Annotated in this window: 15 protein-coding genes and 1 other annotated feature; of the genes, 14 read left to right on the forward strand and 1 reads right to left on the reverse strand. The window is 36.2% G+C overall.

Translation table 11 applies throughout. The features are described 5' to 3' along the window. Nucleotides 1-4 precede the first annotated feature (4 nt). Both G600_RS0101900 and G600_RS0101905 read left to right on the forward strand, forming a co-directional pair. Entirely contained in the window at nt 5-904 is a 900-nt protein-coding gene (locus G600_RS0101900; protein ID WP_027430418.1) for a tetratricopeptide repeat protein, read from the forward strand. Then, a complete protein-coding gene (locus G600_RS0101905; RefSeq protein WP_027430419.1) occupies nt 891-1,529 on the forward strand; it encodes an HAD family hydrolase in 639 nt (212 codons plus the stop codon). The genes G600_RS0101900 and G600_RS0101905 overlap by 14 nt, the downstream gene beginning before the upstream one ends. A 100-nt stretch (nt 1,530-1,629) precedes the next feature. Here G600_RS0101905 and G600_RS0101910 read toward each other — a convergent pair whose 3' ends face one another. Beyond that, on the reverse strand, nt 1,630-1,884 hold the full coding sequence (locus G600_RS0101910; RefSeq protein WP_027430420.1) for a hypothetical protein: 255 nt from the start codon (nt 1,882-1,884) through the stop codon (nt 1,630-1,632). Nucleotides 1,885-2,124: 240 nt separating this feature from the next. On the opposite strand from G600_RS0101910, the gene G600_RS0101915 reads away from it, so the two are divergent. The 12 genes from G600_RS0101915 to G600_RS0101970 all read left to right on the forward strand — a co-directional run bounded on the left by G600_RS0101915 (nt 2,125) and on the right by G600_RS0101970 (nt 12,547). Beyond that, entirely contained in the window at nt 2,125-2,697 is a 573-nt protein-coding gene (locus G600_RS0101915) for a TIGR01440 family protein (RefSeq protein ID WP_034245156.1), read from the forward strand. A gap of 116 nt (nt 2,698-2,813) precedes the next feature. Next, nucleotides 2,814-3,159 (forward strand) — a binding site (T-box leader). 137 nt (nt 3,160-3,296) lie between these two features. Then, a complete protein-coding gene (trpE, locus tag G600_RS0101920; protein ID WP_034245159.1) occupies nt 3,297-4,721 on the forward strand; it encodes an anthranilate synthase component I in 1,425 nt (474 codons plus the stop codon). After that, entirely contained in the window at nt 4,718-5,293 is a 576-nt protein-coding gene (locus G600_RS0101925) for an anthranilate synthase component II (RefSeq protein ID WP_027430423.1), read from the forward strand. Before trpE ends, G600_RS0101925 begins: the two co-directional genes overlap by 4 nt. Then, nucleotides 5,290-6,096: an indole-3-glycerol phosphate synthase TrpC gene (gene trpC, locus G600_RS0101930; protein ID WP_027430424.1), complete on the forward strand. Its 807-nt coding sequence runs from the start codon at nt 5,290-5,292 to the stop codon at nt 6,094-6,096. The genes G600_RS0101925 and trpC overlap by 4 nt, the downstream gene beginning before the upstream one ends. Then, complete coding sequence (locus tag G600_RS0101935; protein ID WP_034245164.1) at nt 6,077-6,742, forward strand: phosphoribosylanthranilate isomerase; 666 nt, start codon at nt 6,077-6,079, stop codon at nt 6,740-6,742. Before trpC ends, G600_RS0101935 begins: the two co-directional genes overlap by 20 nt. Before the next feature lie 4 nt (nt 6,743-6,746). Further along, nucleotides 6,747-7,934 (forward strand): tryptophan synthase subunit beta, encoded by a 1,188-nt coding sequence (gene trpB / locus G600_RS0101940; protein WP_027430426.1) that lies wholly within the window; start codon nt 6,747-6,749, stop codon nt 7,932-7,934. Nucleotides 7,935-7,964: 30 nt separating this feature from the next. After that, complete coding sequence (gene trpA / locus G600_RS0101945; protein WP_027430427.1) at nt 7,965-8,759, forward strand: tryptophan synthase subunit alpha; 795 nt, start codon at nt 7,965-7,967, stop codon at nt 8,757-8,759. 284 nt (nt 8,760-9,043) lie between these two features. Beyond that, nucleotides 9,044-9,292 (forward strand): HPr family phosphocarrier protein, encoded by a 249-nt coding sequence (locus G600_RS0101950; protein WP_027430428.1) that lies wholly within the window; start codon nt 9,044-9,046, stop codon nt 9,290-9,292. A 21-nt stretch (nt 9,293-9,313) separates the two neighbouring features. Next, nucleotides 9,314-9,721, forward strand: a complete 408-nt coding sequence (locus tag G600_RS13470) for a DUF6465 family protein (protein ID WP_051195314.1) — start codon at nt 9,314-9,316, stop codon at nt 9,719-9,721. Between the two features lie 256 nt (nt 9,722-9,977). Beyond that, nucleotides 9,978-10,475 carry a CarD family transcriptional regulator gene (locus G600_RS0101960; RefSeq protein ID WP_027430429.1) on the forward strand — a complete coding sequence of 166 codons (498 nt, stop codon included), beginning with the start codon at nt 9,978-9,980 and terminating at the stop codon, nt 10,473-10,475. A gap of 163 nt (nt 10,476-10,638) precedes the next feature. Continuing rightward, nucleotides 10,639-11,967, forward strand: a complete 1,329-nt coding sequence (locus G600_RS0101965) for an MATE family efflux transporter (protein ID WP_027430430.1) — start codon at nt 10,639-10,641, stop codon at nt 11,965-11,967. A gap of 22 nt (nt 11,968-11,989) precedes the next feature. Beyond that, complete coding sequence (locus tag G600_RS0101970; RefSeq protein ID WP_103952193.1) at nt 11,990-12,547, forward strand: GNAT family N-acetyltransferase; 558 nt, start codon at nt 11,990-11,992, stop codon at nt 12,545-12,547. The last annotated feature ends 296 nt before the right edge of the window (nt 12,548-12,843 follow it).

The following is a 12,843-nucleotide window of genomic DNA, read 5'->3' on the forward strand; positions in this document are numbered from 1 at the left end:
AATTATGAATCTAGAGAAATTAACTAACATAAAGACTGAATTTAAGGGCTATAAAGAAATTCTTGATTCAGGAGATTATGAAAAAGCATACGAAATGCTTGATAAATTACTAAAGACAATTGAGGAAAGCTTAGATGAGAGAAGAGCTGCAAAGGTTAATTCCGATGCAGTTGTAGAACTTACTAAGGATAGCAAGGAAGAAATTTACATGAGCCTTAATCATGTTATGGAATATTATTTATATGAGGTTTATTTTGAGCCAGACGCTGAGGTTAAGACTCTTGACCTTCCAGTAGGGGAGTATTACAGAACCTTTGGTGAGCTCTGCCAGAACATGGGTAAATACAAGGCAGCAGAAGATGCTTATAAAAAAGCTCTTAGCTGGAACCCAGTAGACCTTGATTCTTATCTTGGCTTAGCAGAGAGCTACAAGTATCAGAACATGCTTAATAGATTCCTTGAGGTAACAAAGCAGGCCTATAGATATTGCTGCACTAGAGCAACTATGGCTAGATATTATAGAAATATTGCCTATTACTACCTTTCAAGCTACAAGCCAGAAATTGCAAGGGATGCTTATCAGTATTCCAACGTCTACTATCACACAGACAACGCAGATTCTGAGCTTAAGTATATTGAAGAGGCCCTTGAAAAGAAGATACCTGACATTGATATTAGACGAATTCAGAAGGTCTTTACTGAGGAAAATGTAGAACCAGGCCCAGACTCAAAGACAATCGGTATTATTTACAGAGTCGGAGAGCTTATGATGCAAGACAACGAATTAGCTCTTGCAAGAGACTGTTTCTCAATTTGCTATGATATCACTCAGGAACAGCAATTAGGATCAATCCTTGATCAATTAGAGGAAGCATTAAAGGAAGATAGTAATGGAAATGAATAAGAAATATGACGGTCTAATTTTTGACCTAGATGGGACAATGTGGAATTCCACTAAGCCAATTGTGGAGGCTTGGAATATCATTTTAGGAAAGCACCCTGAAATTAAGAGAGAGCTAATTGTTGAGGAGGATTTAACAGATTGCATGGGAAAGACAATGTACACAATCGCTGCCATGCTTTTCCCAAAGGAGGAGGAAGCTGTTAGAAACGCCCTTATGGATGAGCTTTGCCTTTTTGAAAATGAATACCTAGAAGAGGTAGGTGGCGTACTTTATCCTAAGTTAGAAGAAACCTTAAAGGAGCTTAGTAAAGAATATCCCCTCTATATCGTTAGTAACTGCCAGGATGGTTATATTGAGGCTTTTTTAAAGGCTCACAAATTAGCTTATCTATTTAAAGATACAGAATGTTGGGGCAGAACCTTTGTAACAAAGGGCGAGACAAACAAGATTTTAATTAAGAGAAATAATCTTAAAAATCCTGTCTACATCGGCGATACACAAGGAGATAAGCAGTCTGCAGTAGATGCAGGAATTGACTTTATCTTTGCAAGCTACGGTTTTGGAAATGTAGATGAATACAATTATAAAATCGAGAAATTTGAAGATTTAACAGATATTCTATAATTAATAATAAAATGAAAAAGGGAATCCCTAGTGGATTCCCTTTAATTATGCTAATTTAACAGCAGATAAAAGCTATTGGTTTATCTGCTACCTGTCATATCTATGGTAATGTTATGACAGAAAATTGTAAAGTCGTTTTAATAGCGACTATGATATCTGGAATTTTATCATAGATTTCTTTGTAAAGCTTAACAACTGGGCTCTCAGGTGAGAGTACATAGTTAATAGCAGTAAAATCTTTTGTCGCAAAACTGTAAACAATCCCAAGCATAATTACTCCTGCTAATATTTTTACAGCAAATTTAGCAATTATTGCTATTAAGCCGATAAATGGAAGAGCTTTCAGACTTCTCATAAAAGATGCCCCCTTTTAGTTTTCCGACTACGAGTCCTCCCCTCTAGCCCCAGACAAGTAATAGGTTAACGTTCCCATCCATTAAGTAGTTCCGACTTTTTTGCTAATCTCATTGTACTACTAATAAAACAAAAGTAAAAGTAGTATTTTGTATTTTTTCTACATTGTGATAATATACAAGTTATAAAGTCTATGACTAATTTAGTAAAAGGAGGATGGGCAATAGCCCTTAATATAAAAATGGCAGCAGGAATATCAAACGAAAAATTCACAGAAATCGCAAAGATTCAAACAGAGGCAAAGGAAATCCTAGAAGATCTTATAGCACAGGCACAGCCTGAAGAAGGAGATTTACTTATTGTTGGTTGTTCTTCAAGTGAAGTTGCAGCTCATAAGCTAGGTACATTTTCAAGTGAGGAAATTGGCGAAGCCCTTTATAGCACAATTAGCGAGTGCTGTAAGGCTCACAAGTTAAAGCTTGCAGCACAGTGTTGCGAACATTTAAACAGAGCTCTTGTAGTAGAGAAGGCATATGCTAAGGCTCACAATCTTGAAATCGTAGCCGTAGTACCTCAGCTAAAGGCCGGTGGTTCTTGGGCTACAGCAGCTTACAAGCATATGGAAAATGCAGTCATGGTAGAAACTGTAAAAGCAGAGCTTGGTATGGATATCGGTGATACTTTAATTGGAATGCACTTAAAGTCAGTAGCAGTGCCAGTTAGAACAAAGACTAACACAATTGGCAATGCTCATGTAGTTTGTGCAAGAACACGTCCAAAGTATATTGGTGGCGAAAGAGCTATGTATAGATAATAAAAAAAATCTTTGATAGATGTTCAAAGCTTTTTCTTTCATTAAAGCGTAAAAGTTTCAAGTTTTACTTGACTAAAGTAATAATGAATGATACTATATTTTCAACTTAATACTAAATAAAGTCGATGAACAGAAAGAGTAGCTATAGAAGCTGCATTACAGAGAGCCAAAGATTGCTGAGATTTTGGTGTGTGAGCATATAGTGAATGGGTCTGGGAGATGCTTTTGCGAATATTGTCACAACTACTGCGTAGTTGCGACAAGTAGCAAAAGACGTGTCCTCACGTTACAGGGGAAGGATATAATATGTATCTGAAATGAGTAGATTTAACAGGTGGCTAATCCTAGTTTAGGGTTACCACCTTTTTTTAAAACAAAAGTTAGCAAAAAAAGCTATGCTAGAGACTTAAGTTTTAAATTAGATCTAGAACAAGGGTGGCACCACGATAATTCGTCCCTGATAGATGTTAGCGCATTTATCAGGGACTTTTTTTAAGTTTTTGATGGGTCACAATTACTTCGTAATTGCGACAAGTCACGTATTAGATGCGCTATGTATTGAGTGACAGGCCGCTTATTAGAAGGAGGAAGTGTTGAGAATGAAGAGAGTTTTAAGAGCCTACAAAAAGAGTGTAAGTATTGTTGATGAAACAGCCATTGGCCTTTTTAAAGGACTAACTAAGGATGGAACTAAGGGCTTTTTGCTTGAAAGTAACGATAAGGAAAATGGTCGTTATACTTTTATGGGAGCTGAACCTGAGGAAGTTATTAGTTCCACAAAGACAGGTCTAATTATTACAAAAGCAAATGGAACTAAATTAGAAAAAACAGGTAATCCAAGAGAACTTCTAAAGGAATATCTAGATGAATTTGAAGTAAAAAAAGACGTAGGAGAAATTGAATTTATCGGTGGTTTAGTAGGTAGCTATGGTTATGACTATATTAGATATAGCGAGGATTTGCCAGATGAGAATCCTGATGAGATTGGCATTGAAACTATCCAGCTTATGTTAGTAACTAAGTTTATTGCAATTGATCACGTAGCTGAAACTCTTACAGCAGTTTGCCTAGATGAGGATAGTGCAGATGGCAAGGAACGTGCCCTAAAAGAAGCCAACGACATGATTAAGAAAGCTCGTGAGGGTGCAGCAAGTTATAGTGAAGAGAAAATCGACACTGTACTTGATGGAGAGATTATTAATAAAAGTGATAGCCTTGAGGACTACACTAAGAAAGTTCTTAAGATTAAGGACTACATAAAGAAGGGACACATTTTCCAAACTGTACTTTCTCAAAGATGGACTATTAAAACTGGTCAGTCAGGTTTTAACCTCTATGAAAGACTTAGAAAGGTAAATCCTTCGCCATACCTTTACTACTACAATTTCGGAGACTTTGAAATCATTGGTAGTTCTCCTGAGATGATTGTAAAGCAGACAGATAATAACATTTTCACATGTCCAATCGCAGGCACTAGAAAGCGCGGTAAGACAAGGGAAGATGATTTAAGACTTGAAAAGGAGCTCTTAGCTGACGAAAAGGAAAGAGCAGAGCACGTTATGCTTGTGGACCTTGCAAGAAACGACATGGGTAGAGTTAGCCAGATTGGTTCAGTTAAGGTGACACAGTTTATGAATATTCAAAGATATTCTCATGTAATGCACATCGTTTCCTTAGTTGAGGGTAAGAAAAATAAAGAATATCATCCACTTGATTTGATTTCTTCATTTCTTCCTGCAGGAACTCTCTCAGGTGCTCCAAAGATACGTGCTATGGAGATTATTGATGAGCTTGAAAATGTAAGACGAGGCCTCTACGGTGGCGCAACTGGTTACATGGATTTTGGCGGCAACATGAATTTTTGCATAACCATTAGAACCATGATTAAAAAGGGCGACAAGGTTTATCTTCAGGCAGGAGCTGGAATCGTTGCAGATTCAGTGCCAGAGCTTGAATATAAGGAGTGCCAGAATAAGGTTATGGCCCTTGCCAAAACATTAGTGGAGGAGGAGAAATTACAATGATTCTTTTAATTGATAACTACGATTCATTTACTTATAACCTCTATCAATTTATTGGAATTTTTAATAGCGACATTAAGGTTGTAAGAAACGACAAAATTACTATAAAGGAAATAGAGGAGCTTGACCCTAGCGCAATTATTGTTAGCCCAGGTCCTAAAAGTCCAAAGGAAGCGGGAATTTGTATTGAGGCTATTAAGTATTTTGCAGGCAAGAAGCCAATCCTTGGAATTTGCTTAGGACATCAGTCCATTGGTGAGGCCTTTGGTGCCACTGTAAGTTTTGCTAAAAGCATTATGCATGGCAAACAGTCAAAGATAGATTTTAAGTCGGAAAATATATTCGCAGGCCTTAAATCACCAATTAATGTGGCAAGATATCACTCCCTTGCAATCCTAGAGGAGACAATGCCAGAGGAGTTAGAGGTGATTGCAAGAACTGATGATAACGAGATTATGGCCATTAAACATAGAGATTATCCAATTTATGGTTTGCAGTTTCATCCAGAATCTATCTATACAGATTATGGAAAGAAGATGATTGAAAACTTTTTAGAGGAGGCGAAGGCACTATGATATTAGATGATATAGTTAAGGACAAAAAGATTAGATTAGTTCAGGCTAAGGAAAATGTATCTTTAGAGGAAATGAAAGAAAAGGCCCTTAAGTCTACAAGACAGTCTATTAGCTTTTATGAGGCCCTTGCAAAGCCGGGATTATCTATTATTGGAGAGTTTAAAAAGGCCTCTCCAAGCCACGGAAAGATGGATAACAAGATTAGCCTAGAGTCAAGAATTAAGGACTATAGCGAAAGTGCTGATGCTATTTCTTGTTTAACGGAAGAAGATCATTTTAATGGAAGTGTTGATTATCTAATGCAAATTAGAGAAATGACTAAGCTTCCAATTATTAGAAAGGACTTTATTATTGATCCTTATCAGGTTTACGAGGCTAAGGTCATTGGTGCTGATGCCATATTACTTATTGCAGCAATTCTTAGGGATGAAGAGTTAAAGAGCCTATATGAGCTTGCTACAAGCCTTGGACTTGATTGCCTTTGCGAGGTTCACGATGAGAAAGAGATGGAGAGAATGCTAGGTCTTGGTGTTAAGATCATTGGTATTAATAACCGCAACCTATGGGATTTTACGATTGATCTTAATACAACTAAGAAGCTTTCAGATATGATTCCAGCAAGTTTAAGAGAAGAGGGAGTTTTACTTGTATCAGAAAGTGGTGTTTCAAAGTCGGAAGATGTTGTAACCCTTTCTAAGTCAAAGGCAAATGCTCTCTTAATTGGAACAGTGCTTATGGAGGCTGAATCTCCAAAGGCCTTAATCAAGGATTTTAAGGAGGTTTATGAGTCTTATAGAGATTAATAAGGATGCTAAGACTAAAGTTAAAATCTGTGGCCTAACATCTATTAATGATGTCTCTTTAGTTATAAGAGAAAAGGCCGATTATGCTGGTATGGTTATGTTTTTTGAGAAGAGTAAGAGAAACATTTTCAAAGACAAGGCAAGGACCTTAATTAAGCCACTAAAGGAGGCGGGTATAAAGACCGTTGCGGTGGTGGTTAGTCCTAGCCAAGAGCAAGTAGAAATTATTGAGGAAGTTGGCTTTGATTATATTCAGATTCATGGGGATTTAGATAAAGAGCTTTTAGAAAATATAAGACTCCCAATAATTAGGGCTCTTAACCTAAAAGTGGCAGATGAAAAGATAGTAAAAGAAGTGCAGGAGTTAGAAAATGAGGATAAGATTTTTGCAATTCTTTTTGACGCAGGCATTCCTGGTAGTGGGAAGACTTTTGATTGGAACAGTTTGAAAAAAATGGACATCAAAAGAAAGAAAGTTTTTCTAGCTGGTGGGCTAAATAAGGATAACGTGGCACTAGCTATAAAGACGGTAAATCCGGATGTAGTAGATGTAAGTTCAGGCGTTGAGTTTGACGACGCAAGTATAGTAGGTAAATGTGAGGAGAAGCTAGTAGCTTTTATTGAAAATGCAAGAAAGGTAAGGTAGGAAAATGAAAGAAGAAAAGTATTATGGAAAATTTGGAGGTCAATATGTTTCAGAGTCCCTTATGAATACTCTTGATGAGTTATCTAAGGCCTTTGAGGAAGCAATTGCTGACCCAAAGTTTATAGAGGAATATAACTACTATTTAAAGCAGTATGTGGGTAGAGAAACACCTCTTTATAAGGCAGAGAGATTATCTAAGAAATATGGCGCAAAGATTTATCTTAAAAGAGAAGATTTAAACCACACAGGTGCTCATAAGATTAACAATGTAATCGGTCAGATTTTACTTGCAAAGAGAATGGGTAAGACAAAGATTATTGCTGAGACTGGTGCAGGTCAGCACGGCGTTGCAACAGCTACAGGTGCAGCGCTTTTTAACATGGAATGTACAGTTTACATGGGTGAAGAGGATATAAAAAGACAGTCCCTTAACGTATTTAGAATGGAGCTTTTAGGAGCTAAGGTTGAGGCTGTTAAGACTGGCAGCAGAACCTTAAAGGATGCTACAAACGAGGCTATTAGATCTTGGGCTAAAAATGCTGAAGATACATTTTATATTATTGGCTCAGCCGTAGGTCCATACCCATATCCTAAGATGGTTAAGGAATTCCAGAAGGTAATTTCAGTAGAAGCTAAAAAACAGATCCTAGAGCAAGAAGGTAGACTTCCAGATGCAGTAGTTGCCTGCGTTGGTGGTGGTTCTAACTCTATTGGTATGTTTGCAGATTTCATTGAAGAAAAGGATGTTAAGTTAGTAGGTGTTGAGGCAGGTGGCCTTGGTATTGAAACAGGTAAGCATGCTTCTGCTATGGCTCTTGGAAAGATGGGAACTCTCCATGGTATGAGAACTTATTTACTTCAGGATGAAAATGGAAATATCGACTTAGCACATTCTATATCCGCAGGTCTTGACTACCCAGGTGTTGGTCCTGAACATAGCTTTTTAAGAGATAGCGGCAGAGTTGAATACGTTTCTATTACAGATAAGGAATGTATGGAAGCCTTAATGGAATTAAACGAATTAGAGGGTATTTTACCTGCTATTGAAAGTGCTCATGCCCTTGCTCACGTAATTAAGATGGCTAAGGAAATGAAGGAAGATCAGATTATTGTTATGTGCCTTTCAGGTCGTGGTGATAAGGATATTAATACAATTCAGAAATATATTAGAGGCGAAGAGACTAATATGTAATTAGTTTGTGTAGTAAAAGGAGAGTGTATTATGAATAGAATTGAAACTAGAATGAAGACTTTAGAGGAAAGAAATGAAAAGGCTTTTATAACATATATTACAGCTGGACTTCCAAATTACGAGAAGACAAAGGAAATCATAAAGACTAGTATGGAAGCGGGTTGTGATGTAATTGAACTCGGTATTCCATTTTCAGATCCAGTAGCAGATGGCCCTGTAATTCAGGATGCTTCCTTTAGAGCAATTAATAACGGCGCAACTCTTGCAAAGACTTTTGAGATGATGAAGGAAATTAGAGCAGAAGGCGTTGAGCAGGCTATTCTTTTTATGATGTATTACAATCACGTATATCATCTTGGTGTAGAGAATTTTGTTAAGGCTTGTATTGAGTCAGGAGTTGATGGACTTATTATTCCAGATTTACCTTTTGAAGAGCAGTATGAGTTAAAAAATGAATTGTCAAAATACGACAATGCCCCAATTTTAATTCAACTTGTAGCACCAGTTTCAAAACAAAGAATTCCAATGATTTTGGAAAATGCAAGAGGATTTGTTTATTGCGTTTCCCAGATGGGAGTTACTGGTAATGGTGCAAACTTCCATAAGGAGATTAGAGAGTATTTGGAAAATGTAAAAGCAGTCAGCAAGATTCCAGTAATGATGGGCTTTGGAATTAGAACTTATGAAGATGTTGAAAGCTTAGTTGATACTATTGATGGTGCAATTGTAGGTTCTCATTTTATTAAGCTTTTAGACGAGTCTGCTTATGATTGTAAAGTTTCCGCTGATTATATACGCGAATTTAAGTCAAAACTAAATGATTAAATAAATATTTGAAAAATATTTCGCAAAAATCTTTTGTAAAAAAAGGACATAATACATATTTAATACTTGATTTATCAAATAATTAGTATTATTATATTTTTATATTTTGATAAGATAAATTATCTTAATAAAAAATACCAATAAAGACAAGAAATTCTATCTATCTATTGACGTATTTTACAAAAATTATATTAATAGCTAAACGATAGTTGACTTAATTGAGAGTTTAGAGTATATTCGTATTTGGAATTTTTTAAATTTTTGAAAGTTAGGTGGAGTTTGACATGAAAGAAAATGTTTTAGTCGGCGACATTGATAAGTTGCACAAGAATCCAATCGCTGAACTTGTTCAGGCAGCATGTGCATTTAACAGTCACATTGAAATCATTAGTGAGGGTAAGAGTATTAACGCTAAGAGTCTTATGGGTATTATGGCTTTTGGTTTAAAGCCAGGAATTGAAGTTGTTATTTCGGCTGAGGGTGATGATGAATCACAGGCAGTTGAATCTATAAAGAAATTTTTAGCATGTTAATTTATTGAGGAGGTAGAAAACATGGCAACAACAAGCACAGTACAGGTTAGTAGTGTTTTTGGAACAAAGACAGCAGACGTTAAGGTAGAGCCAAAGGAGATTAAGGCAGCCGCAACAAAGAAGACAGCTACTAAGGCATCTACTACAAAGAAGACTACAGCTAAGAAGACAGCATCTAGCACAAAGACAACAACAGCTAAGACAGCTACAAAGTCTACTTCAGCTGCAAAGAAAACTGTTAAGAAGGAATTATTTGTTCAGTACTTAAATCAGCAGGTTGATTTTGATACTCTTGAGAAGAGAGTTTTAGATGACCTTAAGGAGCAGAACATTTCTGCAAGCGACCTTAAGTTATATCTTAAGCCTGAAGATAATGCTTGCTACTATGTAGCTAATGGCAATATCGCTGGCAGCGTTAATTTATTCTAATTTAACAATAATTAGTAGATTTAAGAAATGCTAAATTAAATAGTTCGGAAGTAAGGCATCTCTCGTTATGAGAGGTGCCTTTTTATTATTGTTAGGCTAGATGCTTTTCTTTACGCATTTTCATAGGCTCTTACTTAATATTTTGAACAGAAGATAGGCCAAACATAATTTTCTTTTGAAAAAAACTATGAAATGTTGTATACTTAATAATGTTGACTTATGGATTTATGTATATCCCGGATTTGGAGGAAATTTTATGTTTGAAGTTGAAGATAAGGTATGTTATGGCGTAGTAGGAGTTTGCCAGATTGAGCAGATTGCTACACCTCCAATTAAAGATGTAAAAGGTGATTATTATTTCCTTCAGCCTGTATATGATGCTAAGGGAATTATCTATTGTCCAGTTAAGAATACAAAAGTGGCAATGAGAAACGTTATATCAAAGGCTGAATGTAAGAAGTTAATTGAACGTGCTAAGAATTGTAAGAAAGACCCGCTTCTTAATGAAAAGGTTACACCAATGCAGTATGACGAAATGGTTAAGTCACAAGATACATTACAGTTAATGCATCTTATTAGAGCTCTATATAATATAAAGAACGAAAGAGCTAAGGACTTAAGAAAGATGAAATCAGCAGATAGTAGAATGTTACTTGCAGCAAGAAAGCTTCTATATGGAGAGATTGCAGTAGTTACAGATTCTGATTTCGATGATGTGTCAGAGATATTAGATGCATACCTTTCAATTGAATAATTATTAATTATGATGCAAGAAGTTTTTACTTCTTGCATTCATTTTTTTCTTGTAGTTATTTGCGTAGCAAATCACTACTTGTGTGCGAGCCGCGGCAAAGCCGCAACTAATGCGAGCACGTCATTGTTATAAAGGAAAATTAAAAAGAAACTAGGAGACATTTATGAAAGACTTAACAAAGGGCAATATTATTAAGCTTATTATTGCTTTTGCCGTACCTGTATTTTTTAGTATGTTACTACAGATGACTTATAACTTGGTAGATACTAAGATTATAGGCTACGTGCTAGGAGAATCGCCCCTTGCAGCTGTTGGATCAACTAATTCTATTAACACTATGATAGTAGGATTTTTAAATGGTCTAACTAATGGCTTTGCTGTTATTGCAGCTCAATATTTTGGAGCTAAGGATATTAACTATTTAAAGAAAACTGTGGCAAGTTCCATTAGACTTGGAATTACAATTTCTATTGTACTTACGGTTTTAGTGTTAGTATTTTTAAAACCCTTACTTATAGTATTAAATACACCGGCAGACCTTTTAACAGAGGCCTATAATTACATTTTCATAGTATTCTTAGGAATGACCCTACTTATGTTATATAACGTCTGCGCAGCCCTTTTAAGAGCTATTGGTGATTCTATAACACCACTTTATTTCTTGCTATTTTCAGTAACACTTAATATAGGTGCTGACATTTTCTTTATGAAAATAATTCCCCTAGGTGTACGTGGTGCGGCTATAGCAACTGTACTTTCCCAGGGAATAGCAATGGTGCTTTGTGCCCTCTATATGGTGAAGAAATATGAGATTTTAAGGGTTGGTAGGACTGATTTTAAAAGGGAGTCAAGCCTTGATAATAAGCTGCTTTCCACAGGTCTTTCAATGGGCTTTATGAACTCTCTTATTAATATAGGTAGCGTTACTATGCAAAGCGCTATTAATTCTTTTGGACAGAATATTATTCTTGCCCATACAACAGCAAGAAGACTTACAGAGCTTTTCATGATGATGTTTACAGTACTTGGTCAAACTATGGCTACTTTTTGCGGACAAAATCTTGGAGCAAAGCAGTATAAAAGAATCGTAAAGGGCCTAAAAAGTGCTATACTTCTAGGTTGGATATGGTGTATATTTATTGTGATTATTGCCTATACAATTGTTCCAACTCTTGTAAAGATACTAATTAGCTCAGACAATAAGGAAGTAATTAACACAGCTAGTCTTTATTTAAGAGTGGATACTCTACTTTACTGGGTTACAGCTATGATTACAATTACAAGAAATGCTCTACAAGGCTTGGGAGATAAGCTTACTCCTGTAATCTCTAGTAGTATTGAGCTAGTGGGTAAAGTAATTCTTACCTTTACGCTTATTAAGATCTGCGGTTACTGGGGCGTTATTTTAACAGAGCCTATTGTTTGGGTATTGATGGTAATTCCACTAATTGTACAGGCTGTGAGATTGTGCAGGAAATATGAGAATATGTAAATTTACAGGAAGGATTCATAAAATGATTATTAGAGAAGTCAAGCTAGATGACGCTAAAGACTTATTAGAAATTTATGGATATTATGTAGAGAATACTGCGATAACATTTGAAACACAGATTCCAAGTGTGGAGGAGTTTAAAGAAAGAATTCTTGCTATTACAGCAAAGTACCCATACCTTGTGGCAGAAATGGATGGAAAGATTGTAGGCTACAGCTATGCTCATGCCTATAATGTAAGAGAGGCTTATGACTGGTGCGTAGAGATGACAATTTATTTAAAGGAAGATATTAGAGGAAAGGGTATAGGCTCTAAGCTTTACTTAAAGATGGAGGATTGCCTTAAGAAAATGAATATCAAAAACCTCTATTCCTGCATTGCCGCAACAAAGCACCCATCAAAGCATCTAACTAATGCCTCTATTGATTTTCACAAGGCCTTGGGCTATAGAATTAATGCTGAGTTTAAGCAGAGTGGTTATAAATTTGATGAATGGTATGACATGGTTTGGATGGAAAAGATCATTGGAGAGCATGAGATACATCCAAAAAAAGTAGAGAAATTCAGCGGCTTATGTTAATTAAAGAATTGACAGCACTAATTTAAAGTGTTAATCTTTAACTCAGTAGGAGTACAAGCTCCGACTGAGTTAAACGCTCCGCGAGGATGCGCACGGATTCGGACAGGAATTTGTCTGCTGAAGCAGACCCGAATCCGGCGCGCAAGACTCGCGAGCGAGTCTTGACAAGTTGTTGCAGTTGATGCAAGCACTAATTAAATAGCTAGTCATTGGGGACACCACCTTGACTAGAATTAGGAAATTACAGGCGTCGCTAGACTAGGAGATTATCTCTTAGTTTAGCGATGCTTTTTTGT

The organism is Lachnospira multipara ATCC 19207 (genome assembly GCF_000424105.1).
GTDB classification, from domain to species: domain Bacteria; phylum Bacillota; class Clostridia; order Lachnospirales; family Lachnospiraceae; genus Lachnospira; species Lachnospira multipara.